At 73.4% G+C, this 23,184-nt stretch carries 42 protein-coding genes; 16 read left to right on the top strand and 26 right to left on the bottom strand.

All coding sequences use genetic code 11. From position 1 onward, the window contains the following. Position 1 precedes the first annotated feature (1 nt). The 20 genes from C229_RS32090 to C229_RS34585 all read right to left on the bottom strand — a co-directional run bounded on the left by C229_RS32090 (position 2) and on the right by C229_RS34585 (position 12,435). Positions 2-340 carry a hypothetical protein gene (locus C229_RS32090; RefSeq protein ID WP_018658467.1) on the bottom strand — a complete coding sequence of 113 codons (339 nt, stop codon included), beginning with the start codon at positions 338-340 and terminating at the stop codon, positions 2-4. A 17-nt stretch (positions 341-357) separates the two neighbouring features. Continuing rightward, positions 358-1,986, bottom strand: a complete 1,629-nt coding sequence (locus C229_RS0128145) for a hypothetical protein (RefSeq protein WP_033424887.1) — start codon at positions 1,984-1,986, stop codon at positions 358-360. Further along, positions 1,946-2,356, bottom strand: coding sequence for a terminase small subunit (locus C229_RS0128150; RefSeq protein WP_018658469.1), 411 nt, complete (start codon positions 2,354-2,356; stop codon positions 1,946-1,948). The genes C229_RS0128145 and C229_RS0128150 overlap by 41 nt, the downstream gene beginning before the upstream one ends. Positions 2,357-2,576: 220 nt before the next feature. Beyond that, positions 2,577-2,855: a hypothetical protein gene (locus tag C229_RS32095; RefSeq protein WP_018658470.1), complete on the bottom strand. Its 279-nt coding sequence runs from the start codon at positions 2,853-2,855 to the stop codon at positions 2,577-2,579. A gap of 105 nt (positions 2,856-2,960) precedes the next feature. After that, on the bottom strand, positions 2,961-3,386 hold the full coding sequence (locus tag C229_RS32100) for a DUF6221 family protein (RefSeq protein ID WP_018658471.1): 426 nt from the start codon (positions 3,384-3,386) through the stop codon (positions 2,961-2,963). 5 nt (positions 3,387-3,391) lie between these two features. Next, a complete protein-coding gene (locus C229_RS0128165) occupies positions 3,392-3,619 on the bottom strand; it encodes a hypothetical protein (RefSeq protein ID WP_155885099.1) in 228 nt (75 codons plus the stop codon). Between the two features lie 9 nt (positions 3,620-3,628). Next, positions 3,629-4,612: a hypothetical protein gene (locus C229_RS0128170; protein ID WP_018658473.1), complete on the bottom strand. Its 984-nt coding sequence runs from the start codon at positions 4,610-4,612 to the stop codon at positions 3,629-3,631. Positions 4,613-4,678: 66 nt separating this feature from the next. After that, entirely contained in the window at positions 4,679-4,921 is a 243-nt protein-coding gene (locus C229_RS34580) for a hypothetical protein (protein ID WP_155885100.1), read from the bottom strand. Positions 4,922-4,937: 16 nt separating this feature from the next. Beyond that, on the bottom strand, positions 4,938-5,381 hold the full coding sequence (locus tag C229_RS0128180; RefSeq protein ID WP_018658475.1) for a hypothetical protein: 444 nt from the start codon (positions 5,379-5,381) through the stop codon (positions 4,938-4,940). 89 nt (positions 5,382-5,470) lie between these two features. Continuing rightward, complete coding sequence (locus C229_RS0128185) at positions 5,471-5,878, bottom strand: hypothetical protein (protein WP_018658476.1); 408 nt, start codon at positions 5,876-5,878, stop codon at positions 5,471-5,473. Next, positions 5,875-6,225, bottom strand: coding sequence for a hypothetical protein (locus tag C229_RS0128190; RefSeq protein ID WP_018658477.1), 351 nt, complete (start codon positions 6,223-6,225; stop codon positions 5,875-5,877). The genes C229_RS0128185 and C229_RS0128190 overlap by 4 nt, the downstream gene beginning before the upstream one ends. Beyond that, positions 6,225-6,941 carry a hypothetical protein gene (locus C229_RS0128195; protein WP_018658478.1) on the bottom strand — a complete coding sequence of 239 codons (717 nt, stop codon included), beginning with the start codon at positions 6,939-6,941 and terminating at the stop codon, positions 6,225-6,227. The genes C229_RS0128190 and C229_RS0128195 overlap by 1 nt, the downstream gene beginning before the upstream one ends. Before the next feature lie 26 nt (positions 6,942-6,967). Further along, positions 6,968-7,627, bottom strand: coding sequence for a hypothetical protein (locus C229_RS0128200; RefSeq protein ID WP_018658479.1), 660 nt, complete (start codon positions 7,625-7,627; stop codon positions 6,968-6,970). Continuing rightward, on the bottom strand, positions 7,624-9,132 hold the full coding sequence (locus C229_RS33270) for a hypothetical protein (protein ID WP_026314234.1): 1,509 nt from the start codon (positions 9,130-9,132) through the stop codon (positions 7,624-7,626). The genes C229_RS0128200 and C229_RS33270 overlap by 4 nt, the downstream gene beginning before the upstream one ends. A gap of 339 nt (positions 9,133-9,471) precedes the next feature. Further along, complete coding sequence (locus C229_RS32115; protein WP_155885101.1) at positions 9,472-9,834, bottom strand: Lsr2 family DNA-binding protein; 363 nt, start codon at positions 9,832-9,834, stop codon at positions 9,472-9,474. Positions 9,835-9,911: 77 nt separating this feature from the next. After that, positions 9,912-10,301, bottom strand: coding sequence for a hypothetical protein (locus C229_RS0128215; RefSeq protein ID WP_018658481.1), 390 nt, complete (start codon positions 10,299-10,301; stop codon positions 9,912-9,914). Positions 10,302-10,659: 358 nt separating this feature from the next. Next, positions 10,660-11,010 (bottom strand): hypothetical protein, encoded by a 351-nt coding sequence (locus C229_RS0128225; protein ID WP_018658483.1) that lies wholly within the window; start codon positions 11,008-11,010, stop codon positions 10,660-10,662. Then, complete coding sequence (locus C229_RS0128230; protein ID WP_018658484.1) at positions 11,007-11,321, bottom strand: hypothetical protein; 315 nt, start codon at positions 11,319-11,321, stop codon at positions 11,007-11,009. The genes C229_RS0128225 and C229_RS0128230 overlap by 4 nt, the downstream gene beginning before the upstream one ends. A 103-nt stretch (positions 11,322-11,424) precedes the next feature. Then, entirely contained in the window at positions 11,425-12,015 is a 591-nt protein-coding gene (locus C229_RS33275; RefSeq protein ID WP_018658485.1) for a hypothetical protein, read from the bottom strand. 123 nt (positions 12,016-12,138) lie between these two features. After that, entirely contained in the window at positions 12,139-12,435 is a 297-nt protein-coding gene (locus C229_RS34585) for a hypothetical protein (RefSeq protein ID WP_155885102.1), read from the bottom strand. A gap of 104 nt (positions 12,436-12,539) precedes the next feature. Here C229_RS34585 and C229_RS32125 point away from each other — a divergent pair, with 104 nt between their 5' ends. From C229_RS32125 to C229_RS32140, 10 genes are all read left to right on the top strand, one after another. Then, the gene (locus C229_RS32125) at positions 12,540-13,004 is read left to right on the top strand and encodes a helix-turn-helix domain-containing protein (protein ID WP_155885103.1); all 465 of its coding nucleotides are present in this window, start codon (positions 12,540-12,542) and stop codon (positions 13,002-13,004) included. Between the two features lie 98 nt (positions 13,005-13,102). Beyond that, entirely contained in the window at positions 13,103-14,017 is a 915-nt protein-coding gene (locus C229_RS32130) for a tyrosine-type recombinase/integrase (RefSeq protein ID WP_169513881.1), read from the top strand. 60 nt (positions 14,018-14,077) lie between these two features. Beyond that, the gene (locus tag C229_RS0128250; protein ID WP_018658488.1) at positions 14,078-14,671 is read left to right on the top strand and encodes a hypothetical protein; all 594 of its coding nucleotides are present in this window, start codon (positions 14,078-14,080) and stop codon (positions 14,669-14,671) included. After that, complete coding sequence (locus C229_RS0128255; RefSeq protein ID WP_155885105.1) at positions 14,668-15,123, top strand: hypothetical protein; 456 nt, start codon at positions 14,668-14,670, stop codon at positions 15,121-15,123. Before C229_RS0128250 ends, C229_RS0128255 begins: the two co-directional genes overlap by 4 nt. After that, on the top strand, positions 15,116-15,241 hold the full coding sequence (locus C229_RS35935) for a hypothetical protein (protein ID WP_018658490.1): 126 nt from the start codon (positions 15,116-15,118) through the stop codon (positions 15,239-15,241). Before C229_RS0128255 ends, C229_RS35935 begins: the two co-directional genes overlap by 8 nt. 27 nt (positions 15,242-15,268) lie before the next feature. Beyond that, a complete protein-coding gene (locus C229_RS0128265; RefSeq protein ID WP_018658491.1) occupies positions 15,269-15,958 on the top strand; it encodes a SpoIIE family protein phosphatase in 690 nt (229 codons plus the stop codon). Positions 15,959-15,969: 11 nt separating this feature from the next. Beyond that, positions 15,970-16,257, top strand: a complete 288-nt coding sequence (locus C229_RS0128270) for a hypothetical protein (protein WP_018658492.1) — start codon at positions 15,970-15,972, stop codon at positions 16,255-16,257. Continuing rightward, positions 16,254-16,523 (top strand): hypothetical protein, encoded by a 270-nt coding sequence (locus tag C229_RS32135; RefSeq protein ID WP_018658493.1) that lies wholly within the window; start codon positions 16,254-16,256, stop codon positions 16,521-16,523. The genes C229_RS0128270 and C229_RS32135 overlap by 4 nt, the downstream gene beginning before the upstream one ends. Positions 16,524-16,606: 83 nt before the next feature. Continuing rightward, positions 16,607-17,245: a ParA family protein gene (locus tag C229_RS0128280; RefSeq protein WP_018658494.1), complete on the top strand. Its 639-nt coding sequence runs from the start codon at positions 16,607-16,609 to the stop codon at positions 17,243-17,245. Beyond that, on the top strand, positions 17,242-17,670 hold the full coding sequence (locus C229_RS32140; protein ID WP_018658543.1) for a hypothetical protein: 429 nt from the start codon (positions 17,242-17,244) through the stop codon (positions 17,668-17,670). The genes C229_RS0128280 and C229_RS32140 overlap by 4 nt, the downstream gene beginning before the upstream one ends. Positions 17,671-17,859: 189 nt before the next feature. On the opposite strand, the gene C229_RS33905 is transcribed toward C229_RS32140, so the two are convergent. Next, positions 17,860-18,075 (bottom strand): DUF397 domain-containing protein, encoded by a 216-nt coding sequence (locus C229_RS33905; protein WP_338029185.1) that lies wholly within the window; start codon positions 18,073-18,075, stop codon positions 17,860-17,862. Positions 18,076-18,086: 11 nt separating this feature from the next. Further along, positions 18,087-18,950 carry a helix-turn-helix domain-containing protein gene (locus tag C229_RS0128290; protein WP_026314236.1) on the bottom strand — a complete coding sequence of 288 codons (864 nt, stop codon included), beginning with the start codon at positions 18,948-18,950 and terminating at the stop codon, positions 18,087-18,089. Positions 18,951-19,212: 262 nt separating this feature from the next. Between C229_RS0128290 and C229_RS34785 the strand changes: the two genes are divergently transcribed. From C229_RS34785 to C229_RS34795, 3 genes are all read left to right on the top strand, one after another. Further along, entirely contained in the window at positions 19,213-19,359 is a 147-nt protein-coding gene (locus C229_RS34785; protein ID WP_169513882.1) for a hypothetical protein, read from the top strand. Further along, positions 19,359-19,610 carry a hypothetical protein gene (locus C229_RS34790; protein ID WP_018658497.1) on the top strand — a complete coding sequence of 84 codons (252 nt, stop codon included), beginning with the start codon at positions 19,359-19,361 and terminating at the stop codon, positions 19,608-19,610. The genes C229_RS34785 and C229_RS34790 overlap by 1 nt, the downstream gene beginning before the upstream one ends. A 320-nt stretch (positions 19,611-19,930) precedes the next feature. Continuing rightward, positions 19,931-20,434 carry a PASTA domain-containing protein gene (locus C229_RS34795; RefSeq protein ID WP_169513883.1) on the top strand — a complete coding sequence of 168 codons (504 nt, stop codon included), beginning with the start codon at positions 19,931-19,933 and terminating at the stop codon, positions 20,432-20,434. Positions 20,435-20,608: 174 nt separating this feature from the next. Here C229_RS34795 and C229_RS32145 read toward each other — a convergent pair whose 3' ends face one another. Continuing rightward, positions 20,609-20,935, bottom strand: coding sequence for a hypothetical protein (locus C229_RS32145; RefSeq protein WP_018658499.1), 327 nt, complete (start codon positions 20,933-20,935; stop codon positions 20,609-20,611). Between the two features lie 81 nt (positions 20,936-21,016). On the opposite strand from C229_RS32145, the gene C229_RS0128315 reads away from it, so the two are divergent. Continuing rightward, positions 21,017-21,334 (top strand): hypothetical protein, encoded by a 318-nt coding sequence (locus C229_RS0128315; RefSeq protein WP_018658500.1) that lies wholly within the window; start codon positions 21,017-21,019, stop codon positions 21,332-21,334. Here C229_RS0128315 and C229_RS0128320 read toward each other — a convergent pair. Continuing rightward, complete coding sequence (locus tag C229_RS0128320) at positions 21,331-22,083, bottom strand: DNA-methyltransferase (protein WP_018658501.1); 753 nt, start codon at positions 22,081-22,083, stop codon at positions 21,331-21,333. The two genes, C229_RS0128315 and C229_RS0128320, sit on opposite strands and share 4 nt — an antisense overlap. A gap of 30 nt (positions 22,084-22,113) precedes the next feature. Continuing rightward, positions 22,114-22,275 carry a hypothetical protein gene (locus tag C229_RS34595; RefSeq protein ID WP_018658502.1) on the bottom strand — a complete coding sequence of 54 codons (162 nt, stop codon included), beginning with the start codon at positions 22,273-22,275 and terminating at the stop codon, positions 22,114-22,116. Between the two features lie 96 nt (positions 22,276-22,371). On the opposite strand from C229_RS34595, the gene C229_RS0128330 reads away from it, so the two are divergent. Both C229_RS0128330 and C229_RS0128335 read left to right on the top strand, forming a co-directional pair. Next, on the top strand, positions 22,372-22,761 hold the full coding sequence (locus C229_RS0128330; protein ID WP_155885106.1) for a hypothetical protein: 390 nt from the start codon (positions 22,372-22,374) through the stop codon (positions 22,759-22,761). Positions 22,762-22,814: 53 nt separating this feature from the next. Beyond that, positions 22,815-22,988 carry a hypothetical protein gene (locus C229_RS0128335; protein WP_155885107.1) on the top strand — a complete coding sequence of 58 codons (174 nt, stop codon included), beginning with the start codon at positions 22,815-22,817 and terminating at the stop codon, positions 22,986-22,988. Between the two features lie 10 nt (positions 22,989-22,998). Here C229_RS0128335 and C229_RS0128340 read toward each other — a convergent pair. Further along, positions 22,999-23,184: peptidoglycan-binding domain-containing protein (locus tag C229_RS0128340; RefSeq protein WP_026314237.1), on the bottom strand; the 186-nt coding region annotated here is incomplete at its 5' end.

Below are 23,184 nucleotides of genomic sequence, written 5' to 3' on the forward strand. Positions count from 1 at the left end.
GTCAGCGGGCGCCGTTCAGCCGCGCCAGCGCCGCCGCCCGCTCGGCCGCGTCGAACTCCTCAGCCAGCGGCCGCGACTGCTCGGGCTCGCGGGCGGGCGGAGCGGCGGCCGCAGGCGACGTCGGGGGCGTCGTCGCGGCGGCCGCCGCAGTCGGGGGCTCGGCACCGATCTGGGCGAGGGCGGCCAACGCGACGGCGGCCAGGCCGCCCGCGAGCAACGACCACCACCAGGTGCCGGTCAGCCCGCCCACCGCCGCCACCACGGCGGCGACACCGGCCAGGCCGACCAGGTTGGACAGCGCCCCGGGCGGAACGCTCGGCACGTGCACGGTGATCTTCACGTGGGTCTCCTCACAGGTCACAGGACCAGTCGCTGCACGGGCCGGAACATGTCGGCGGCTCGGTCGCCCTGCTGGGTGCCGGGCTGGCGTGCGGTCGCCGGGGGCGGCTTGGTCTCGCGGGGGCGGGTCTCGTATCCCCACCGGGCGAGGGTCGCGGCGACCAGCGGGGAGATGACCGCGCTGTTCTTCCGCGACCAGCGCCACGCGCCGTCGCCGACGGGGCCCTTCACCGCGCCCTTCACCGCGTCGTTCAGCACCTGCTGGTCCAGGTGTGCCAGGACCACGACGCCGTCGCTGTCCGGGGTGACGTCGTCGGCGAACGCCCCGGCGGCCTGCGCCTCATCCGCGCTGGACGGCTTGGTGACCTCGACGCCCAGGGCCTCGATCGCCGGAATGAGCGACCACGCCGGCGAACTCTTGCCGATCACGACCGGCACCGGCACGCGGCCCTCGTACCCGTAGATGTCCACCCTGGTCTGCAGCCACGCCGGTACCCACGCCGTCCCGCGCCGGTGCTCGGTGACCTCCACGACCAGGCGGCCGTCGACCTCGCCCGCCACCGCGATCGAGGTGTGCGACCGCTCCGGAGTGGTGTCCACCCCGATCGCGATCGGCTGCATCGCACGCTTGCTGGGCGGCTGGATGGCCAGCGCCGACCACGACGCCTCACCGATCACCGACCAGTCCGGCGCCAGCGACGGCACTCGTTGGCACAGACACTCGGTGCGGAACACCGCGTCCGGGTCAGTGCTCAGCGCGGATGCCAGCGCCTGCTCGGTGATCGTGTAGCCCAGCGACGGGTTCGCCATCGCCCACAACCGCCGGTCGGCCAGCTGGCACTCATCGGTGTGCGCATCGTCGGGCCGCCCGCACGTGCACGCTACGTCGTCCGGCACCGACCACTCGAAGTGTCCCAGCGTCGGGTCGGCCGCCGCCGGGTGCTTGGCCGCCGCGCGGCCCTTCTTCTGCAGCTCGTTCAGCACCACGCTGCGGTCGTCGCCGGCGTTGCTGAACGCGAAGATCTGCGCCCGCGGCCGCGCCATGGTCGTCTTGGTGACCGCGCCCCAGGCCGCATAGGTGTGATGCTGGCGCAGTTCGTCCAGGTTCACATCATCGACGGCCAGGCCGCGGCCCGCACCACCGGTCGGTGCGGCCACTTTCCACCGCGCCCCGTTGGTCAGCTTGAGGGTCTTCTTGCCGTTGGTCTTGTCGACGCGCGCGATCTCGGCCGCCAGCTCCGGGGTGGCCTCACACATCTCCACCGCGTGCTCCCACGACTCCTCACTGGTCGTGAGGTCCTGCGCGGTACCGAGCACCAGGCCCACCTGCAGCACCGACATCTTCCACAGGTTCTTGAGCTCGATGATCGTGGTCTTGCCGTTCTGCCGCGCCACCATGATCAACACCGTGCGGAACCGGAACTTGCCGCCGGGCGCCAGCTCCAGCGCGTGGATCAGCAGCCAGCGCTGCCACGGCAGCGGCGGCACACCTACCGGGTTCTCGGCGAAGTCGATCGCCGAGAACCCCAGCGACGTCGCCGGCGTCAACGCGCACCCGCACCCGCACGGCCCCGACGGTCCGGTGGCCAGCGGCGGCGTCCAGAGCCTAGGCGTCGTGCTGCCCAGCAGCCGCGCGGAGCTGCGCAAGCCGACCCTCCGCCTTCTTCTCGGGCTGGATCTTGCGCCGAGCGCCCGGGGTACCGCCCAGGTCGCGCAGCGTCAGCTGCAACTGCGGGCCGAGCCACCCCACCAGCTTGGCCACCTCGCACTCGGCCTCCAGCGCCTTGAGCCGCTGCATCGCGTGCTGCTCACCGGCGAACTCGCGGCGCAGCGCGGCAAGCTCGGCGGCACGGTCGGCCGCGCGCTCGATCTCGGTGGCCTGCCGCAGCGCCAGCGCGGCCACCGCGCGGTCCGACGGGCGCAGCCACGGCATCTCCTCGAGGGCCTCGGCGACGGCGTCGCGCAGGTCGGGCGGCCGCGGCTCGGGCTCGGGCGCGGGCGTGAGACGTCGGCCCACCGGCGATCACCACCCTGCGTGACGCTCGGACCCCCACCCCCTACGCGGGGGGAGAGAGATTGATTGGTGGCGGGGTCCCTGACCCCGACCAGCAACGGAACATCACCCCCGGGGGTGCCGCGCCACGTCGTAGCAGGTCAGAGCGCCGGACGGTGAATCCGAGCGCCGCGTGGCGAGCGCGGGGAGCACGGGAGCGTGAGCCGGTGGCGGTGACGGACTGTCACCAGCGGCCCGAGCCGCCGGGCTCGGCCGCCGCCGCTGCCTCGGCGGCCTGGCGGGCGCGCTTGCGGCCACCGGCACGGCGGTTGCAGCTGCGGTGCGCGAAGCCGTTGTAGGCGCCGCGATCGTCGGTGTGGTCCAGGTCGAGCTCTTCGCCTTCGACCAGGACCTCACCGCATCGGGTGCAGGGCTGGCCGTACGCCTGGGGCAGCAGCTGCTCGCGGAGCTGGCGGTGAGCGTGGCCATAGCCGCGCGCGTGTGTCGAACCCGGCGTCGGCATGGCACCTCCCGGACATGGGTGAGGCCCGCACGCGGCGGGCCTCGGCTGCAGATCTCCCAGTGGATCAGAGAGTAGCGTTCGCGCAGGTCGACGTCGAGCGCGAGGTCACTCGTCGTCTCTGGCTGCGTCGATTCTCCACGCTTCGTCGTACTCGCTGTGCGTGGCCCACGCTTCGCCCACGGCGCGCACGGTCTCGCACGCGCCGCCGACGCGCGTGAGGATGCCGTCGTCCACGTCACAGCGCGTGCAGTACCACTTGTCCAGGTAGGAGAGCTGCAGATCCCTCTCCGACAGCGGGAAGGGGTTGCGTTCCAGGTCCTGCCGGTGAGTGATGTGGGGGTGCAGCGTGAGCAGCCGCCGGGTGGCGCTTACGCTGCGTAGCACCTGCGCTGGGTCGTGGCGGGCGATGTGGACGTCGGTGGGGTCGCCGTCGTCGGTCCAGTCGGTAACGCCGTGGTCGAAGTCGACCGCTGCTCGCGCTGCCGCTTCGTCCTCGTCCAGTCGGGCGAGGACGAACTCGATCAGGTCCATGCCGCTCATCCTCTCTCGGAGTACTGCGCGCCGCAGCCGAGGCAGCGCCGTTGTGCGTGGCGCTGACCGAGGCCGGTGACGTCGACGGTGGCGATGTGACTGCAGGTGAGCCACTCGGCGGGCAGTTGCTGGTCGCAGTCGGGGCAGAGCGCGGCGACGACCGCCCCGCCGGACTCGACGGGGACGGCGCGGTGATGAGAGCACGCGACGGTCATGCGTCCTCGGTCAGGCACATGCTGTCCTTAGCTGGGATGGCGATGGGTGGCGCGGATGCTCGCGCAGCTGGGGTGGGGGCAGGTGATGCAGACGGGGCCGGTCGGCTGGTGGCGTGGGGTGAGGACGTCCAGGACGGCGCCGAGCCGGTAGAGCGGGACGAGGCGGCCGTTCTGCAGGCGCTGGCCGTAGGGCATGAGGCGGCCGCGGTGCACGTAGCCGCGGATGGTGGCGGCGGTGATGGGCTGGCCCAGGCGGGTGATGGCGCGGGCGATCTCGGGCGCCGTGGCCAGCACGTCCTCCGCGCTCCACAGCAACCATGCCCGTCGCGCCTCGATCTCGTAGACGAGGTGGCAGCCGTCGCATTCCACGATGAGGGCACCCGGGCGCCCGTACATGTCCTCGTCGCACTCGTCGCAGGGGCCCGCGTACACCTGCTCGGCGGGCCGGTCGACGGCGCGGCGGGCAGCGCGGACGGCTTCCACGATCTGGTCGTAGGCGGTCTGGCCGTCGGCGTGGTGGCGGAGCCAGCCGACGCGGGGGCGCAGCCAGGCCGCCAGGCCGGGAAGGGTGGTCGGGGGCGGTGGGATGCGGCGGGCCAGCGCGCAGGACGGGTGACGGCACGTGCCGTAGCGGGTGTGGCAGGTGGGCCCGGCGTGCGTGGGCCGGTGGCTGCGCACACCGGTCTCGTCGGCGACGCGAGCGGCCCAGCGGGCGAGGACGGCGTGCAGCTGGGCGGCGGCGTCGGAGGCGCGGGCGTCGCCGGGCGAGCGTCCTGCGTGGAGCGTGAGCGGAGCGCGGGCGAGCGGGGCCTGGTCGACGTCGTCGGATGCGGCGCGGCGGCCGCGGCTGTTGCGGACAATGCGGGCTTCGCCGGCGCGGGCGATGTCCAGGTCCCACGCCAGGCCGTGATGCTCGGCGATCCGCGCCAGGTGCTCGTCCAGCCGGTAGGCGCAGGAGGGGCAGAGGGTGGCGTTCGGGGCGGGGGCGCCGCAGCCGCAGACAGGGTCCATAAGCGCCTCGCTACCAGCGACGATGATGATCGTCATCGTACGCCGAAGGCAGGGCGGTCGAACGTATTAGCGATCGTGTGGTCGGGTGTCGCCGGTCACGGGATCACGCAGCGGGACCCCGCGTGCGCGGGCGATGAGCAACAGGAGACCGGCGCAGGCGGCGAGGCCGTCGAGGACGGCCTGGACGTCGCCGTCGGCGAGCCGGGCGAGCGCCGCGGCCGCGGCCGGCCGGTCGCCGCCGAGCTCGGCCGCCAGGGCGCGGGCGCCGAGCTCACCACCGGTGGGCGGTGAGCTCGGCGCACGGGTCATGAGGGCACGGTAGCCCTCAAAGCGGATCGCGGCGGGGGCGCTGCTCGCCCCCGCCGCGATCCAGGTGGTACACGAACAGGTCCAGCATGCGCATGGTCTCCTGGGGGGAGGCGTGCTGGGCGAGGTCGGTGACCATGGCGGTGATCCACGCGGCCATGTCGACGGGGGTGGCGCCGGTGAGCGCCCGCGCGGCCACGTCGGCGTAGCTGCGGGCGACGTCGTCGTGGAGCGAGGCCGCTTGGCGCAGCTTGGGGTCGGGGTCTGCGAGGATCTGGGGGCGCATCATGCGGACACGGTCCAGCGTCGCTGCGGCCGTCCACCCGGTGGCTGTCCATCCGTCGGAGTGGGACAAGCCTCCCTCGCGTAGGCGACGGGTCATTTCGTCGTGCCGGTCCAGCGCCTCCCGGAGCAGCGTCCTTGGATGAGGGCGGTCGTCGTTGGCGTCGGTCTTGTCGGTCATGGGTGTCTGCTTCCAGTGCGTGTGGCGGTCGTGGTCTGCTGCTGCTCATGTTCGTCGGCGGGCGCCACACCGTGAGGGCACGGTAGCCCTCACTGCGGATCGAGGTGGTACACGAAGAGGTTCATGATGTGCAATGTCTGCGCGGCGGAGAATTCCCGCATTGCGAGGCCGGTGACCATACTCGTGATCCATGTAGCGGCCTCGAAGAAGCTCGGTTCAGTGCCCAGCACCTGTACGGCCATCTCGGCGTAGACGCGCGCGAGACTGTCGTGATCCATTGCCTGCTCGCGCAGCTCGGGGTCCGACGCCGCGAGGCTCTGGGTGCGCATCGACCGGGCCCGTTCGAGCGCTGCGGCGGCTGACCACTCGGGGGCTTCTCTGCCAGCGAGGACGTCGATGGCGTCGGGGACACCCAGCTCCCGGAGCTGTCGGGTGATCTCCTCGTGCCAGTCCAGCGCCTCCTGCAGCGATCTCGCTGCGGGGCGGTCGTCGGTCATGTCTGCTCCCGAGAGTGGGCGGCCGTGGTCTGCTGCTCATGTTCGTCGGCGGGCGCCGTCGTCAGCCAGCCGCACGGCCGACACCGGCCGGTATCGGCCTCGTGACGCAGATGCAGATGGGGTGCCAGGAACCACGCCGAGGCGAGGGCTCCGATGAAGCCGAGCGCCAGCTGGACGATCCTGGCCTGCGCAGTCGGGCCCAGGACGGCGCACGTCAGGAGGGCGTGCGCCGAGACCAGGACGCAGAGCAGACCGGCCCGCACGGCGCCGCGGCCGATGAGGATCAGCCCGGACGCGGCCAGCGTCCACCCGTGAAGGGTGAGCAGGGCGAACACCATGAGGTCCATCAGCGGCCACCGATGTAGTTCAGGGCCAGGTTCGCGCGGTTCAGCAGCTCCAGGAGCGCCTCGATGTCGCCCCAGGCGTGCGCGATGAACGCCGTGTTCGCCGCGTACAGGTCGTCGCGCTGGATCGGGTCCTGCACCGATAGGGGCGGGGCGACGTAGGCCACGGGCGTCTCTTCGTCGGCGCCGTGGTCGGCGATGATGGCGCCGCCGTGCTGTCGCCACGGCCCTCGGCTGGCGGCGGCGTGCCGCGCCCGGATCGCCTGGACCGCGGCCGGCTCGTCGGGCGTGTCCGTCGGGTCCGTCGGGTTCGGCATCAGAGCGCGGCCGAGCTCGCCAAGGATGATGATCACCTCGGGTTGGGTGGCGCCGAGCATGCTCAGCGCGGCCAGCTGCGCGGACACCCAGACCAGAGTCTCCCCGATGGAGGCGTGGGGAGCCTGCCGCATGAGGCGGGCCTGCAGGTCGCCCACGTCGGCCAGGCACTGCGCCATCACCTGCCGGGCCTCGGGGATGAGTTCGCTCGCACGCTGGCTGTCGTCCAGGGCCTGCAGCTGGCGCGGCAGGTCCCAGGCGTCGCCGACGCCGTTCGCGTCCAGGCGCCCGACGGTCGCGCCGTCCTGGTCCACGCCGAGCAGGTTCGCCACCATGTCGTAGACCCGCGTGCGGCGTTCGTCGCAGGCGGCGTGGTCAGTGCAGGTGTGGCTGTGGAGGGTCATGGGTTGTTGTTCCTTCCCTTGGGTGGTCAGCGGATGTGGTGGGTGCGGTCCATGGCGTCCTGCAGGTCAGCGGCGATGGAGTCGAGCGTCTCGATCAGGTCGCGGATGTCACCCCATGCGTGCGCGAAGAACGCGCGGTTGGCGGTGGCCACCTGGTCCCGGCGCTCGTCGTCGCCGCCCGGCGGGGGCGGGACGACGTAGGCGATCGGTGCCGGGCCGCCGTCGCTGTCTCCCACGGGTGAGATGACGGCGGACGAGGTGAAGCTGTGGGGGCCGCGGCTGGCGGCGGCGTGGCGGGCGCGGATGGCGTCCAGGTCGATGTCGTCGCTGATGAACCGCTGGTATTCCGGCTCGGCCTCCCACAGGCGGCCGGCGAACTCGCCGAAGACCAGCAGCATCTCGGCGGGGTCGACGCCGTGGATCAGCAGCGAGCCGAGCTGGGATGTGGCCCACACCATCGCCTCGCCGACGCCGACGGGGCGGCCGCCGAACGCCGCCTCGAACCGCTGCATGAGGAACGCGGCGTCGGTGTCGGCCTGCGCCTGGACGAGCGCGGTCCGCGGGCTGCGCTGGTGCCGGGCCCGGTTGTCGGCGAGCATGTCCAGCTGCTGGTCCAGGTCCCAGGTGGCGGGCAGGTCGTAGGCCGCGAAGCGGGACGGCAACGCGTCGTCGTGGTGGTCGGTCATGGTGTCCTTCCGGTGAGGTGGGCGTGGGCGGCGGCGAGCTGCCGCTGCTCGTGGTCGGTGGGCGGCGCCGCGGCGTGCCAGGTGCAGGGCCAGCAGCGGCCGTCGTGGACGGTGGGGGCGCCGCAGGTGGGGCAGATGTCGCCTGCGGCCAGGTCGGCGCGGGCGCGGGCGGCGGCGGCGTGCAGCAGGTCCAGGTGGTGGCGGCCGGTGAGCCGCCACGGTTCGGCGGCGGCGATGCGTTCGACGCTGGCGGCCAGGACGTCGGAGGTCAGCGCGGCGCACGGGGACATGCGGGGTCGCTGCTCGTCCAGGAGGCGGTCCAGGCGGCGGGCGAGCTCGGCCCGCACCCAGGGCGGGGCATCGCGCAGGGCGCGCGGCATGGCCGCCAGCGCGGTCCAGGCGGCGCGGGAGGCTCGCGGCCGCGGGGCACCGGCGCCGGGGTGGCGGCCGTCGGCGCGGTCCGGCGGCCGCACCGGCGCCGGTGCGTTCCCGGGGCGTGCGTCGGGATCGGGAGCATGATCGTTTTTCGGCTCGCGCAGCGTCTCCTTCGCGGGCGCGTCACCTACGTGCACGCTGCCGCGAGGCTTAGCACTCACCTCCCTGAACTCACCCCCCTGAGAGAACCCCCCTGTAGTGCCGGGATCTCCGGGAGTGGCGTTGACCTGCAGATACTCGGCGTCGGCGCAGGTGGGAGCGAGTGTGTCCACATTCTGAGATTCGCGGACGGGATTTCCGGGAGTGGCGGTGACCTGCGGGGATTCGGTGTCGTCGCAGGTGGGAGCGGGCGCGTCCGGCGCCGGGTTTTCCACAGGGGCGGGGAGGGTGGCGGGGGCGGATCGCAGGGTCGTGCGCCAGGTCAGGACGCGTCCTGCGTCGTCGCGTTCGGGCTCGCTGGTGGCGTAGCCAGCGGCGGCCAGGGCGTGCAGGTCACCGGTGGTGGCGTGCAGGCGTTCACCGCGCCGTTCTCCCGCGAGCGCGGCGGCGCCGCCGCGGCGCACGCGCACGGTCACCCCGCCGACGGTCGCGCCGTCGGCGAGCTCGGCGACGAGCAGGCCCCGCTGCCGGTAGGACAGGCGCCGGTCCCGCGCCGTCGCCCACGGCACGTGGAGGAAGCCCGAGCCGTCGTCGGGCGGCGCCGCGCTCCGGTTCAGCGCGTACACCAGGTCGTCCTCGGACCGGCCGGCGACCGCGACCGCGTACCCGACGGCCACGGCCTCACGGAGGAGGCCGGCGAGGGCGTCGCGGCCCTCGACGGCGGGGTCGTGGCGGGTCGCCCGCCACAGCGCCTGAGCCGTCCAGGTCCAGCCGTCGACGTGCGTCCACCACTCGGCGACCAAGCCGAGCGCGGCGCGGGTGAGGCGGCGGTCCCTGGCGACGCGGCGCAGCAGCGGCGGCGTGCGCTGGCCGGTGCGGGCGGGGGCGATGCCGTCGTGGCCGTGCCCGGCGGCGCGCTGCTGCCGGGCGGCGCGGTGCGGGGCTGCGGTGCCCCGTGTCCCAGTGTCCATCCTGGGTCCTCCCGATCGTGGGCATGCTCATATCGCCCGTCGGCGCGGCCGGAAGGGCTGCGCCTGCGCGCCGCCGCGCGGCGCGTGGGCGTGTCAGGTCTCGCGGGGGCCGCCGGTCGGCGGCGGCTGGTCAGGCGGCAGGCGGCTCCTGGATGGGGTGGGGCACGGTGGTGCCGTTGGGCGTGAGGGGCCGGGGCGGGGCGGGCGGCGCCGGCGGCGCGTGCGGCTGGCACCTGGGCCCGTTGACGAACAGGCGGGTCGGGGTGGCGCCGCAGCGGCCGCCGGGCACGGGCTGGCGGCAGGGGCGCGAGTACGGCGCCGCGCGGCGCCGGGGCGCGGTCATCGCTGGCCGCCGGGTGCGTCGTCCGGGTGGGCGGCGGCGTACTGCTGCAGGAGCGTGGCGGCGAAGCGGCCGGTCGGCCTGACAGGGATGCCCTGCTGCTTGGCCCAGGCGCGGATTCGCGCGGCCTGCTGCGGCGGGATGCGCCGCTCGGCCTGCCTGGACGAGCGGCGTGGCGACAGCGGCGGCAGCGGCAGCGTCGTGCCGTGGACGTCGTCCGGCGTCAGCAGCCCGGAGGTGAGCGCGAGCGCGACGGCCTGCGCCGTGGTCCGTGCCCCGAGCAGCCCGAGGACCTGGCTTCGGGTCGAGCGGATCAGGCTCTGGCTCACACACCAGCGGCGGGCCAGCTGGCTGTCCTGCACGCCGCGGCACGCGGCGACGAGGACCGCGTGGTGTCGGGGCGCGAGCGGCGGCTGCGCCCCCGGCGCCTCCTGCCCCGTCACGTCCGGCCCCGGCGCAGGCGGGCGAGCAGGTCACGAACGCCGTCCAGCAGGCCGTCCGGCGGCGGCCCGCCGGGGTCGGGGGCGACGCCCAGGCGGCGCGGCGGCGGGGAGTACGGGCGGCCGGTCTGGATCGCGTACCGCCAGCACGTCGCGACGTGGATCATGGCGCGCTGCTCGTGGCGGCCGATGGACTCGCCGCGGTGCAGGTGCCGGGAGCGCCAGACGGCGCCGTCGCGCCAGACGGCGATGCTCCCGCCGTCGTGCGGCGCGGCGTCGACCCAGACCGTCAGGCCGCGGGTGTTGGTGGTGCGCCGTACAGGCTGTTCGCAGCCCCACGGGCACCGGTCCAGGCCGTGCAGGTCACGGCTGGTGACGCGGCGGATCATCGGCACCTCCTGCTGGCATGGGTCCGGCCCCGCTGCCCTCCCCCCTGGGGGCAGCGAGGCCGGACGGATGGGGCGCCCCCGCCGCCCCGGAAGGAGAGGGGCGGGGGCGCCGTGCGCCGCCCTCGCGCGGGCCCGGGAGGAGCCGGGTCCGCGCGTCGCGAGGGGGCGGCGCGGGATGTCCTGCCTCACGGGAGCGAGAGGCAGGACGACGGCCGCGCGGTGGACGGCGGGCGCGGGCGCCGTCCACCGCGCGGAGCTCACGGACGCCGCCGGGCCCGCCGCGCCGCGCGCTGGTCCTCCGCGCGGAACGTCCACCAGACCGCCGCCCCGGAGGCCGCCATCGCGACCAGGTACGCGGTCACCGGGGCCGCCGCAGCGCCAGCTCGTCCAGCGCCCGGATGGTCCACCACGCGGCGACGCTGGCGGACAGGACCGTGGCGACCGCCGAGACGGCGGCGGTGTCCCACATCGCCCACGACGCTGCCGCCGCCATGTGCGCGGCGCACAGCACCGCCGCGACGCCCAGACCGATGATCCCGGCGCCCCACGCCGCCAGCAGCGCACCGGCCGCCAGGCGCCGCAGCAGCAGCCGCTGCCGGGGCGAGATGCTCCACCGGCGGCGGTGACGGCCGTGCGCCACGATCTGCAGTTCCGAGGTCAGCCGTGACCGGCGCTCGCCTTCGTGTCGGCCCTCGATCGCCGCCGTCACGGCCGCGCCTCGCCCTGCGCCTGGCCGTTGGTCTCGGGCAGGTCCGGCGCGGACGGCCTCGTCGGCATGACCGTTCCGAGGGCGTGCCCCGCGGGGGCGGGCGGCGGCGTGGCCGGGCTCACCGGCACGAGCGTGCGGTCCCGGTGGGTGGGCGCGGTCGTGGCGCGCTGCGCGAGCTCGTCGCGCAGCCGCCGGGCCAGGGCCCGGGCGCGGAGCATCGCCTGCTCGGCGTCGGCCGCGCGCGCCTCGGCGCCCTCGGCCTGCCCGCGCAGCCAGGTCTCGTACTCGGCGTCGCTCATCGCGATCGTCATCACCGTCTCCTTCTTCGGGGGGTGGTGGAGGTGGGGATGGAGCCCCACCCCAGGTACTGCCAGAGCGTGATCACCGCAGCGCCGACCCGGCGCAGGCGGCCCTTCACGTCAGTTCCGGGGGGCGGGCGAGCACGGCCGCCGCCACGGTGCGCAGCACCGCGACGACCTCCGAGCCGGGGATGCCGCCGACGTCCGAGGCCCACGCCCGCACCCAGGCGCGAGCGTCGGACTCACCGGTGATCTCCTGGGGCAGCGTCGGGTCCGCCAGCGGCAGCTCGTCCCGCTGGATGTGCCGGGCGAGCTCCATCTGCGCCGCGGCCGCCGTCGCGCACGTTGTGCACGCGGCGTGCCCAGCGGGGTGGGTGTCCGGCCGGACCAGGCGCAGCGCCTGCGACGGGCACGGCAGCCCGTCCGGCAGCCACTGCGGTCCGCGCAGGTGATACCAGCGCGCGGCGTCCAGCAACGTCGCCGCCACCGCCACCGGCTCAGCGGGCGGCAGCTCGGCGACCGGCGGCGGGGGCGGCGGCAGCACCTGGGCGCACCCTCGGCACGCCCGCACCTGGTCGCCCTCGGTGGTCGCGCCGATCTTGACCGGAGGCGCCGGCCAGCTCTTGTCGCACACCACGCAGGCCGCACCGCACCGCACCCGGCGCGGCAACGTCGCCGCGTCGAACTCGCGTCGGCCGTCCGGCAACCACCGTCCAGCCGGGTCGATCCGTCGACGTCGCCGTCGACGGATACCGATACTCTCCATACGTCCTCGTCTCGGGGTGGGATGGGGCAGGCGGGCCCGCCCGGCGGGCCCGCCGGGCGGGCCCTAGTCGTCCAGGCCGAGCTGGCGGCCAGCCGACGGCGGCGCGTGTTCCAGCGGACGGCGCCGCGCTCGGTCCCGTCGGCCGGAGGCGCGACGTCGCTTGCGCGCGGCCCACGGCTGGTCGCCGAACCAGGCGCGCAGGGTTACCTCGGTGACATCCACACGCTGCTGGTCGCGAAGATCATTTGCGATCTGACGCCACGACGCCCCGTTCTCCCGCCGAGGTCGCACGAATCCCTCCAGGCCGCCGTCGATCCGAAGGTCGGCGAGCTGGTACGTGGCGCTCCTCGTCGTTTCCATGCTGACGCAAGCTAGTTCAGAAAATCTGAACTCGCAACAGGAATTTACAACCACCTTCGGAAGAAGCTTTGCAAGTCGACTGCGGCGGCGGTAGCGTGCGGGGCATGACGACGACGACAGGCACCGTGCAGCGCGGCCGCCGAAAGCCGCCGCCGGTTGAGGAGCATCCGGCTGACGCCGCGGTGCGCCAGGTGGTGCGCGCGCTGCTGGCAGCGCGCGACATGACGGGCGCGCAGCTGGGCGAGGTGATGGGGTTCAGCGCCGGCCAGGTGTACAACCGCCTGAAGGGCGAGAAGGCGTTCACGGTCGCCGAGGTCTCGCAGTTGAGCGAGATCTTCCGCGTGCCGGTCGGCACCTTCTTCGCCGGCGCCGGCGCCCTCGGCCTCCTGGGCGACACCGAGGGGCCTCCCCGCACGGGTGACGTTCCCGATGCCGAGGACAACAAATTGGTCTTTATCCACCCCTTCTACGCGTTTCGACGGGCGCGGACGTGGGATCGCGCGCCCGCGCGTGCAGCGGGATCGGTCCAGATTCAAGGGCTTGATTCGCCGGTGGCGGTGGCCGCATGATCTGCCCAAGCAGCTGCTCGGCTGGCCTCCCGGGAAGCCCCGACCCCGGGACCAGCACCCGCCCCCGTCATGACACCGCGCGTACGGGAGCACGCAGCATGACTCAGCACGGGCACACCTGGTATGGCAACGACGCCGCGTTGGTGCAGGAGTACACCGCCTGGATGCGGCTCGAAGGCAACGCCGACAGCACCATTCACAACTACCGCAACCAGATCATCCGGCTCGACCGCTGGCTCCAGGAGCAGCAGGGCGAGCAGCGACTGGGCCTGATGGACGTCGACGGCCCCACGTTCGTCACGTGGCGTGCCAGCCTCACGATCGCCGACGTCACCATCACGACCTACGTCGCCTACCTGCGCAGCTTCTACAGCTGGGCCGTCAAGGCCGGACACCTCGCCGAGAACCCCGCGCTCGGCGTGCCGCTGCCTCGGCTGCCGCGTCGGCTGCCTCGGCCCATCGCCGACGATCGGCTCGAACACGCCATCGACTGCGCGCCGCCTCGTATCCGGCCCTGGCTGGTGCTGGCCGGATACGTCGGCCTCCGCTGCTGCGAGATCTCGGTGCTGCGCCGCCGCGACGTCTACGACACCTCACCGCAGCCGTTCATCCACATCACCGGCAAGGGCCAGCACGAACGTCAGGTCGCCCTGAGCGACTACGTCCTGGCCGAGCTGGAGGAAACCCTCCGCACCCGCCGCCTCTGGCTCTTCCCGCGACTCGACGGCTCCAACGGCCACGTCTCCCGCAACAGGGTCAGCTACCTGGGCAACCAGCACCTGCACCGCTGCGGTGTTGTGGAGACGATGCACCAGCTCCGGCACCGGTTCGCCACGGCCGTCTACGCGGTCGACCGCGACCTGCGGCTCACCCAGGAGCTGCTCGGCCATCAGGACCCCTCCACCACCGCGCGGTACACCGCGATCGGCGACACCGCCGCCAGCGCTGCCGTCGCGGCGATCCAGCCCGGTCGCCGCCTCCGCGCCGTCCGCCGCCGCCGCAAGAGCAGCTGACCCACCACCGGGCCCGCCTGCGGGCGGGCCCGGCGCCCCTTCCCCGTACCTGGAGTCCAGATGCGCCTGCTCGCCAGTGATCACTATTTCCGCACGCGGCCGTTCGCCGAGCACGACAAGGAGTGCTCGCGCGTCGGCACCTCCCTGTGGGAGGTCTCGCAGCACGAGCAGCTGCGGCTGCGAGTCGCCGAACGCGGCGGCAACTACACCGAGACGACCACCCGGTACCTGTGCCGGGAGTGCGGCGTAGCGTGCCTGGTCCGCACGGACAGCCGCCCGGACGAGACCACGCTGACCACCACGGCCGCCATGGGGTACGGGTCGCCGCCGGTCCGCCAGCACGGGGTGTGGCTGCACCCCGGGCCGCTGCCGGCCTACCGCCCCGGCGACGGCCCGGACCTGTACTACCTCACCGAGCACCAGGACGCACCGCGCACGCCCGCCGCGGTCCTCGGGCTGGTGTGCCACCACCGCACCCAGCGCGGGGCGCTGCGGTGGAGCGCTGGCGTCGGCCTCACCTCCGACACCTACTCCGTCCGCCGCAACGCGGGCGACACCACGTTCCCCTCGCGGGGGGCCGCGGTGCGGTGGGTGGTGGCCGAGGCCGCCGCCGACCGCGCCCTGGCCGTCAAGGCCGCCGAGGCGTTCCGGTGACCGCGAACGCCTCGGCGCCGGGCCTCGCGGCGTGCCCGTCGTGGTGCCGATTGCCGAACGGACACGACTCCGGCCTCCGCACGCTGCGCGTCCATCGGGTCCTGGTCACGGACGGCAACGACGGCGGCGAGTACCTGGAGGTCAGTGTGTTCCAGGTCGTCACGGCGGGCGAGGCGATGGCGCCGAAGCTCCACCTCGTCCGTGACGGGCAGGCCAACCCGTTCCAGATCACCCGCCCGACCGAGGCACGGCTGCTGGCGTACACCCTCCAGCGCAACGCCCCGGCCTGGCTGACGGACGGCCTTCTGGCGGCGGCCGATGTGCTGGCCGAGGCCCGCGGTGACCAGCCGAGCTTCATGTGCCCGCGCTGCTGCCGTGACTCGTACCACCCCGACGACGTCGCGAACCGGTACTGCGGCGCCTGCCACACGTTCAACGCCGACCGTGCGTGACGAGACCCGCCGGATCATCCGGACGGCGGCCCGGCGCGCTGGCGACCTGGTCGTCGCGCACGCCGTGCTCGCCGCCGTGATCATCGCCAGCGACGCCGTCGGCTGGCTCCGGCACTGATCATCTACGACCGAGAGGAACGTCTGCATGACGAACATCGCCAGCGCGACGCGACGAGGCGTCCGCCCCCACAACGCCGACGCGGCGGCCTCGTTCACCGCCGCCGACGGCACGACCGCCGCCGTGGTGATCGACGGCATCGGCAACAGCGGCCACCTTGCGGACACGATGCGGCTGGTCGCAGCCGCGGTCGCGAGGGTGGCGGCGCAGCGCGGCGGCCTGGCCGGGCTGATGACCGGTCACCAGATGATCGCGTCCCCCGACGCTGATGGCTGGGCGCCGGACGGGGTCGCCGTCGTCGCGATCGACCACGGCGACGGCGACCCCGTGGACATCTACTGGATCGGGGACGCCGTCGCCTACGGTTGGGACGGCAAGGAGCTCGTGCAGGCCACCACCGTCCACACCATGGGCCAGTTCTTGCGCCACAACGGCGCCCCGCTCGAACTCGCCGCCGAACACGACAACTGGGTGCGCACGACCCTGCGGCGCGCGACGCCGGCGACGATCTGCCAGGCCGAGATCTCCGCCTGGCAGACCATCCTGCTCACCTCCGACGGCGTCCCCGACGGCCTGCCCGACGGCGCGTTCGAGCGGCTGCTGCGCGATCACGGCGACGGCGAGCCGCAGGCCCTAGCCGACGCGCTCGTCGCCGCCGTGGAACCGGACGCGGACGAGTACCGCGACGACGCCACCGTCATCGTCCTCACCCCCTGAACAGGAGTCCCATGGCCCCCAAGAGTGTGCGCCCGGTCCAGCTGCGGATGGTCGGCGACCCCGACGACGTCGCCGAGGTGAAGCGGCTGCTGGACCTGCTGCCCGCCCTGGCGCAGGGCCAGGTCGACGTCAACATCACCCAGCCGCCGAGGCCCTCGCGGAAGGTCGACGGCCAGGTGCTCCAGTACGGCGACGTCTACCTGCTTGCGGACCCGCCGACCACGACCGCCACGGCTGGCGAGCCCCGCCCGACGCCGCAGCGGCAGCTGCCCTCGGGCCGCCGCCGGAGGCTCACGTGACCGAGCAGGACCAGCGCTGCGAGATCTGCGACGACGACGCCGACACCTACACCTGCAGCTGGTGCGAGGGCAGCGGCGACCGGAACGAATACGGCGACGTCTGCGACGCCTGCGGCGGCCGCGGCGAGGTTACGCCCGACCACTGCTGCTACTGCGGCGGCAGCCCGTACTGCAACCGGTGCCACCAGTGCGGCGCCGAGTGCGCAGCCGACTGCAACCACCCGGCCATCATCCAGCTGGCCGACGGGCGTACGCACACCCTCTGAACGACACGGGCCCGGCGGCTGCGCGCCGCCGGGCCCGCCCGGAAACCCAGATCACCAGATCACAGACACGGAGAACCCTACACATGACCGAGTCCCACCGCCCGATCGTCATCACGCTCGGGATGCTCAAGGGCGGCAGCGGCAAGACCACGTCCGCCATGTTCATCGCGCTGCGCTACGCCCGGAGCGGGCGCCGCGTCGTCGTCCTGGACGCCGACCCGACCTCGCAGAGCGCGCACGACTGGGCCCGCCTGGCCGGTGACGCGCTGCCGGTCACGGTCGTCCGGCACACCTACGACGACATCGCCGACGAGATCGGCCGCCAGGCCCAGGCGCACGACGTCGTCGTGGTCGACGTCGGCGGCGGCGCCCCGCACCTGCTGGAGGCGGCCGCGTCGGTCTCCGACGTGCTGCTGATGCCGCTCGCGCCGGCGGCCGCCGACGCCCGCCGCGTCGCCGCGACCCTCGCGTCGGCCGAGCGCGGCGCCGCCCGCAACCGGCGCGGGCTGCTCGCCTACGTCGTCATCGTCCGGGCCGACGGCCGGTCGGCCGAGCCCGCCCGCTGGCGCGAGCAGATGCAGCGCGACGGGCACCCGCTCGTGGAGACCACCATCGGCGCCCGCGTCCTGTACTCCCGCGCCTACGGCACCGCGCCGTCCGACGTCGGCGAGTACGAGGCCCTGCTGGCCGAGGTCGAGCAGGACCTGGCGGTGAACGCGTGAGCGACCAGCCCCGCAAGGGCCGCCGCCTCGGCGCCCCGCCCACGCCGTCCACCGTGGACGACACCACCCCGCCCACCGCCCCGACCCAGCCGACGCCGACCGAGGCGTCCGGGGGAACGCTCGCCGTCGTGCCCGACGCGGCGGCCCCGGCCTCGCCCCCGCACGACCCGCCGCCGCCGGAGCACGGTCCGGTCCGAGCGTTCGGGTACCTGCCCCAGCCGACGCTCGCCGGGGCGACCGCGCCGGACGCGCGGGACGTGCTCCGGCCCATGGAGCGTGAGGAGACCGAGCAGATCAGCGTGCGGGTGCCCGCCGTGCTTAACCTGCGGCGGCGCAGCAGGCAGTACGCCGCGTTCAACGACGTCGAGCAGCGCGTCCAGATCGCCCTCGCCCTGGACGAGTGGCTGCGCGCGCGGGGCTTCTGATCAACTAGTTGGCTAGCTGGCCAGCTAGCCAACTAGTCAGATCGTGTCAGAAAACGCCCGCAAGAAAACCATCCCGGAAGGAACATTCGGGTCTTTGTGCCCTAGTACTTGCCTGCGGACAAGCTACGCTCGTGAGTGCAAAGTGGGAGGGCCCCGGCGGCAGCACCGCCGGGGCCCTTTGCGTGAGGGCTACAGGTCGTACGCGCCAGCGCGGATCGCCACGGCCGTCGCGCGCCAGGCGGACGCTCGCAGGAGGATGGGCGGGGCCGCTGGGCGCTTGGAGTCACGGATGGCCATGAGGGCGACGACCTGCGCCAGTTCGACGCAATTTTCGCCTGTGCCAGATCGCCGACTTTTGCGCCATTGGGCGCGTGATAGCTCATGCAGCATGAGCACTCCGTTCATCGCAAAGTGGGTTACGCGTTCGCCAGTCCGGCGAGCATCTCCCGGCTTGCGTCCGGGGACATCGCCGCACTCGCAACATCCGCGAGAGTAGCGCGGGCGCGACCCACCGCGTAGGCACTCTCCAGGTAGACCGGGCCGGCTTGGCCCTCGACGTGGGCGACGTCCAGCTCTGGGTCGTCATCATCGAACGTGAAGAGCGTCACGCTGCCATCCAGGCCGAGATGTCCGGGGTGTGAGAACGGGACGATCTGAATGGTGATGTGCGGCTGGCACGCCGCTGACCACAGCTCCGCGAGCTGACGGCGCATCGCCTCGGCGCCCCCGACCTGCTGCCGGATCACCGCCTCGCCGAGCAGTGCGTGGAACCGCGGCGACGATCCGCGCAGCAGCAGCGTGCGGTGCATGCGAGCCTCGACGCGGCGAGCGACCTCCGCCTGGCGGCGAGCGACCTCCGCCTGGTCGACGCCGAGCGCGGCCGCACGGCTGATGACCGCTGCGGCGTACTCCTCGGTCTGCAGCAGTCCCGGCACGAGCATCGCTTCCCAGCTCGTGATCGCGACCGCCTCGTCCTCCAGCGCCATGAACGAGCTGCCGAAGAGCGGGTCGAACGCGGTCCACCACCCTCGCCGATCCGTCTCTCGACTGAGGGCGAGGAGCGCGTCGCGCTCTGGGCTTGGGACGCCGTACAGCTCCATGATCTTCTCGACGTCGGTGGGTTTCGGTCGGTTGGTTCCGGACTCGATCCGTGACAATTTCGCGGTCGACCATCCGAGCTGGCGAGCAGCTTTAGTGATCGAAAGTCCCGTCGCCTCGCGGTGTTTGCGGAGCGCGGCAACGAGTTTCCGCAGACGGACAGTCGGGAGCACAGCCTGCACGGGCGGTCACCTTACGTCGATATTCGGTCAGTCTCTTTGCCGCAACGTTGCAGCGATTTCTGCACCGTTGCTTGCGACCATGCAACGTTGCGGCGCACACTAACAACATCACCACAGCCTGACACGCACGGTGATCATCTGCACTAGCGGAAGGTCCATCATGCCGAGCATCACGACGGTCGCGGACGATAATGCAGGAACGCATAGCCCGGAATACGCGGCGCGAGCTGCGCGCAGCCTCGACCGCGAGTCCCCGCCGACCGTGCGCGTTTGGTGGGGCCCCGCCACCGGCAAGTACCTGGCCGTCGTGGTGTCGGCGGCTGGCCGCCAGCGGGATCGCCTGCTGGAGGCCGCGACGCCGGCCGAGATGCACGCGGCGATCCGCTCGGCCCTCGCCTGGCCGTCCTGATGGCGACGTACCTCATCAAGCGCCACCAGCCCGGCTACTACTTCGTCCTCCGGACGCAGCCCGGCAGCTCCACGGGTGTGCCCGCCGCGAGCACCCAGCGAGAGCAGGACGGCCGCTGGGCCACGCGGCGTCTGCCGAACGGCCCGATCGAGAAGCAGGAGAACCCGGGCCTGGACACCGACGCGGAAAACGTCCGCGCGGTCCTGGCCCGCTTCCTCGGCGTCGAACTCGACGCCGTGTCGGGCCCATGATCGCCGCTGCCTGCCAGAGCGGAGGGCCTGGTGGGCAGCGGTCACCACGTGGCCGGCCAGTCCATGGGCCGGCCACAACCGCACCCCCGCCCGGGTGCGGGGCTGTCGGGGCACGCACCCGGGCGGGGGCGGGTGGGGACCGTAACCCGGGGCGGGGCGGTCCCCACCCACTGTACGCGCGGTGCCTCTCCACCCCCGGCGGGGAGGCACCGCGTCCCGGGCGGGGTGGCCGGATGGTGACACGAGTGTCGCCAACGGCAACGCGTTCGGGACGCGCGGCGTCTCACAGCGGAAACCCCCGATCCCAGGAGTCACACCCCATGTACCAGCCGCCCATGCCCCCACCCCCGCCTCCCGCCCGGCATGGCCTGCCCGGCTACGCCGGCGCTCTGCTCGCGATGGGTGGCCTGGTACTAGGCGCGATGGGCGGCTGCGTCGTCGGCGTCGGCATCGCCTCGACGCCGGACCCACAGGCACGGCCGGTCGCGACGCTCACGGTCACGCCCACGCAAGCGGAGACCTCGCCCGCCTCGATCCCGGCATCGGCGTCGCCCACCCAGTCGGCTCCGGCCAAGTCGCCCACCCCCGTGCCGACGCCCGTGACGAAGGTCAAGGTGCCCGACCTGGAAGATCTCGACGGCGCTACGGCGGAGTCGAAGCTGAGCCAGCTCGGCGTCACGAACGTCCAGTTCTCCAGCGCTGACCCCTCGGCGAGCGTGGTCATCCTCCCGGCCAACTGGCGCGTCGTGGGCCAGACGCCGGACGCGGGCAGCCGCATCGAGCCCCACGCCCTGGTCGTCCTGCGCGTGAAGAAGATCGCCTAGGGCATGACGAAACGCCCCCGCCCGTAAAGGGCGGGGGCGTTCGCGTCCCGGCGCTGCCGAGGGCCGCGCCGGGACTGCGCTGGATGTGAGGTGGCCGCCGCTCCAGCAGGCAGACGGCCGTATCGCAAGTCGTACCGAGTGGCGCCCGGGCACGCCCGAGCAGTTCGTTCCAGCCTACGGCGTGCCGTTGGTCCCGGTCGAGCGGTGCGCGGCCGCACGGAGCCGGGCCAGCTCGGCGTCCGAGACGCCACCGCCCGGGTAGACGGGCTGGCGGGCCAGGCCGAGCAGCCGCCCGGCGCCGGGCCACCGCCGTTCCAGCAGCCGGACCCCGACGTAGTAGACGGTCTGGGCCGCGACGGCGAGCGCGATGGTCAGGGCGACGGTGAGCCGGTCGGACAGGTCGGCGGGCACGGCGACGCCGGCGCCGAGCGCCAGGCCGACACCGCCCCCGACGATCTTGCCCGCGATGTCCCGGACGATCGAGGTCATGAGGTCGGACATGATGCCTCCAAAATGGCGCTGACCAGCGTCATCGCCGTGTCTACACTCGTAGTAGTCGATCTACCTGCAGGCGGTGATCGCATGGACCACCTCGCCCGGTTGGACACTTCGCCCGATGCGACGAGCCCGGCGTGCAGCGTCTGCGGCCGTCCCGTCGTCGGCGCCGCCTCGGACCTGCGGCACGAGGACGAGGCGCGGCGCCCGCGGCTGCTGCCCGCGCGTGGCGATGTCGCTGCCGTGCGCCGCGCCGAGCTCGTCGCCGAGCGCGCCCTGGCGGGCATGGTCTGGACGCCGAGCGCGACGGCCGCCGACCGGGCGGCCGCCGTGGTCGAGGCCCTGTACGCCGCCGGGCTGATCAGCGCGCGGCCGCGGGCCGTCCGGCCGCGCGCCGTGGCCTAGCCCGAGACCGTGACCGGCGCCGAGCTGCTCGCCGCGAGCCGCTCGGCCCCGATCGTCGCGTAGTGCTCAGTGACCTCGATGCCGACGAACCGGCGGCCCTCGGCGAGGGCCGCGACGCCCGTGGACGCGGCGCCGGCGAACGGGTCGAGCACCATCCCGCCGACCGGACAGACCTGGACGAGCTGCCGCAGGACATCCGTCGGCTTCTGCGTGATGTGTCGCCGCTCGCGGCCGCGGGGCTGCGAGCCCTCGACCAGGCCGGGTAGATAGATCGGCTCGACGTGGCGGAGCGGCGGCCCGTTGCTGGCCCACAGCACGTACTCGCACTCGCTCTTGAATCCGTTCCGGCACGGGCGCGAGATGCGCTTGCGCCAGGGGATGATGCCGCGCCACGTCCACCCGGCGGCCTGCAGCGCGTCGCTGGTCGCCGGGAGCTGCCGCCAGTCTGTGAAGACGAGCGCGGACGCGCCGGGCGTCGCCGCGCGCAGGGACTCTGACAGCACCAGCGTGAGCCAGTAGCCGAAGCTGCGCTGGTCGCGGTTGTCGCCGGCGAAGTCCGCCAGGTCGTGGGCGGCGTCGCCGCTGACGTACTTGCCGCGGGCGGAGTCGCCGCGGCGCGCAGTCGCCGTCCTGCCGCCGCTGTTGTACGGGGGGTCGGTCAGGATCAGGTCGACGCTGCCGTCGGGCAGCGTGGGCAGGACGGCGAGGGCGTCGCCGTGGTGGATCGTCCAGGTGTCATGGGAGGGCATGACGTTCCCCCTTTGGGAGGTCGTGAAGGGTCAGGGATCTTCGGGCGGCCGCGCGCGGTCCACGACGTGGTTGACGACCGCGCGCCACGCCTTCCGCTCGTCCGCGGACAGGTCCTGCCAGGCAAGGCCGCCGCCGCGGGTCGTGCAGTAGCGGGCGTACGCCTCGCGTGCGATCTCGTCTACATCGCCCATGCTCACCCCCTATTTGTCTAATCGGCTTGACAGTCATCGCGTGGGCCCGTACCGTTCAAAGTGTCAAATCAACTAGACACCAAGAGGTGCGGGATGATGATCACTCAGACGGTGCAGCTCGCCGGCGAGACCGTCGAGATCCGATCCGGGACGGCGCCCGCGCACCGCACCTACGAGGCGGTGAGCGGCGAGACCTGGCACGGGAGCCTGCACGTCCAGCCCGCCCGCTTCGGGGTTCACCCCGTTGCCGGGGGCGTGCTCATCACCCTCGGCGCGTCGCGCAGCGAGCCGGTCGAGGTGCTCGGCTGGGGGCTCATCGGGAACGTGTTGTGCAGCCCGCAGACGTGGGAGCCGGGCGCGTCCCAGTGGGGGCCCAACCCGGTCGAGGCCATCACCGAGCCCGCCACCGTCCAGGCCGTCACCGAGATCCTGACCACCATCGCCGAGCACTACGCCGAGCACTACGCCGGCGAGGGCGTGCGATGACGGCCGACGACGAGCGTGGCCCCCGCCCCCAGCGGGGGCCACGCCCCATCACGGTGGACGACGTCGCAGCCGCACGCGCCGCCCGCGACGCAGCCGAGCAGCACCTGCGCGACACCATCCGCCGCGCGCTCACCCAGCCACGCGCCCACCGGCCACGCGCCGGCGACATCGCCGCAGCCGCCGGACTCTCGCGCGGTAGGTGCTACCAGATCCGCGACGAACCCTGAGCTCGCCGCGTCACTTGTGGACGCGCAGGAGGATGGGCCAGGTCTGGGGGCCGACGATGCCGTCGGCGGGGACGCCGCCCCACTTCTGGACGGCCTTGACCGCCGCCTCGACCTTGGCGTCGAAGCCGCCCTCCACGGGGCCGATCTCCTGGTGGGAGCGGGCGTGCAGGAGACCGCGCAGGGTGTGCACGGCCTC

The sequence above is a fragment of the Actinomadura flavalba DSM 45200 genome (genome assembly GCF_000374305.1).
Lineage (GTDB): Bacteria > Actinomycetota > Actinomycetes > Streptosporangiales > Streptosporangiaceae > Spirillospora > Spirillospora flavalba.

Coding starts and splice junctions, on each gene's coding strand:
- C229_RS0128180 (WP_018658475.1), bottom strand. CDS start 5,381: ATGACCGACAAGACCGACGCCAACGACGACCGCCCTCATCCAAGGACG.
- C229_RS32125 (WP_155885103.1), top strand. CDS start 12,540: ATGACGACGACGACAGGCACCGTGCAGCGCGGCCGCCGAAAGCCGCCG.
- C229_RS0128315 (WP_018658500.1), top strand. CDS start 21,017: ATGGACCACCTCGCCCGGTTGGACACTTCGCCCGATGCGACGAGCCCG.
- C229_RS32100 (WP_018658471.1), bottom strand. CDS start 3,386: ATGGACCTGATCGAGTTCGTCCTCGCCCGACTGGACGAGGACGAAGCG.
- C229_RS0128270 (WP_018658492.1), top strand. CDS start 15,970: ATGGCCCCCAAGAGTGTGCGCCCGGTCCAGCTGCGGATGGTCGGCGAC.
- C229_RS34795 (WP_169513883.1), top strand. CDS start 19,931: ATGTACCAGCCGCCCATGCCCCCACCCCCGCCTCCCGCCCGGCATGGC.
- C229_RS0128200 (WP_018658479.1), bottom strand. CDS start 7,627: ATGACCGACCACCACGACGACGCGTTGCCGTCCCGCTTCGCGGCCTAC.
- C229_RS0128250 (WP_018658488.1), top strand. CDS start 14,078: ATGCGCCTGCTCGCCAGTGATCACTATTTCCGCACGCGGCCGTTCGCC.
- C229_RS0128185 (WP_018658476.1), bottom strand. CDS start 5,878: ATGACCGACGACCGCCCCGCAGCGAGATCGCTGCAGGAGGCGCTGGAC.
- C229_RS0128195 (WP_018658478.1), bottom strand. CDS start 6,941: ATGACCCTCCACAGCCACACCTGCACTGACCACGCCGCCTGCGACGAA.
- C229_RS0128330 (WP_155885106.1), top strand. CDS start 22,372: ATGATCACTCAGACGGTGCAGCTCGCCGGCGAGACCGTCGAGATCCGA.
- C229_RS33270 (WP_026314234.1), bottom strand. CDS start 9,132: ATGGACACTGGGACACGGGGCACCGCAGCCCCGCACCGCGCCGCCCGG.
- C229_RS0128170 (WP_018658473.1), bottom strand. CDS start 4,612: ATGGACCCTGTCTGCGGCTGCGGCGCCCCCGCCCCGAACGCCACCCTC.
- C229_RS33905 (WP_338029185.1), bottom strand. CDS start 18,075: ATGAACGGAGTGCTCATGCTGCATGAGCTATCACGCGCCCAATGGCGC.
- C229_RS0128280 (WP_018658494.1), top strand. CDS start 16,607: ATGACCGAGTCCCACCGCCCGATCGTCATCACGCTCGGGATGCTCAAG.
- C229_RS34790 (WP_018658497.1), top strand. CDS start 19,359: ATGGCGACGTACCTCATCAAGCGCCACCAGCCCGGCTACTACTTCGTC.
- C229_RS34595 (WP_018658502.1), bottom strand. CDS start 22,275: ATGGGCGATGTAGACGAGATCGCACGCGAGGCGTACGCCCGCTACTGC.
- C229_RS34585 (WP_155885102.1), bottom strand. CDS start 12,435: ATGGAAACGACGAGGAGCGCCACGTACCAGCTCGCCGACCTTCGGATC.
- C229_RS0128230 (WP_018658484.1), bottom strand. CDS start 11,321: ATGACGATCGCGATGAGCGACGCCGAGTACGAGACCTGGCTGCGCGGG.
- C229_RS34580 (WP_155885100.1), bottom strand. CDS start 4,921: ATGACCCGTGCGCCGAGCTCACCGCCCACCGGTGGTGAGCTCGGCGCC.
- C229_RS32095 (WP_018658470.1), bottom strand. CDS start 2,855: ATGCCGACGCCGGGTTCGACACACGCGCGCGGCTATGGCCACGCTCAC.
- C229_RS0128190 (WP_018658477.1), bottom strand. CDS start 6,225: ATGGACCTCATGGTGTTCGCCCTGCTCACCCTTCACGGGTGGACGCTG.
- C229_RS32145 (WP_018658499.1), bottom strand. CDS start 20,935: ATGTCCGACCTCATGACCTCGATCGTCCGGGACATCGCGGGCAAGATC.
- C229_RS0128265 (WP_018658491.1), top strand. CDS start 15,269: ATGACGAACATCGCCAGCGCGACGCGACGAGGCGTCCGCCCCCACAAC.
- C229_RS32130 (WP_169513881.1), top strand. CDS start 13,103: ATGACTCAGCACGGGCACACCTGGTATGGCAACGACGCCGCGTTGGTG.
- C229_RS0128215 (WP_018658481.1), bottom strand. CDS start 10,301: ATGATCCGCCGCGTCACCAGCCGTGACCTGCACGGCCTGGACCGGTGC.
- C229_RS0128320 (WP_018658501.1), bottom strand. CDS start 22,083: ATGCCCTCCCATGACACCTGGACGATCCACCACGGCGACGCCCTCGCC.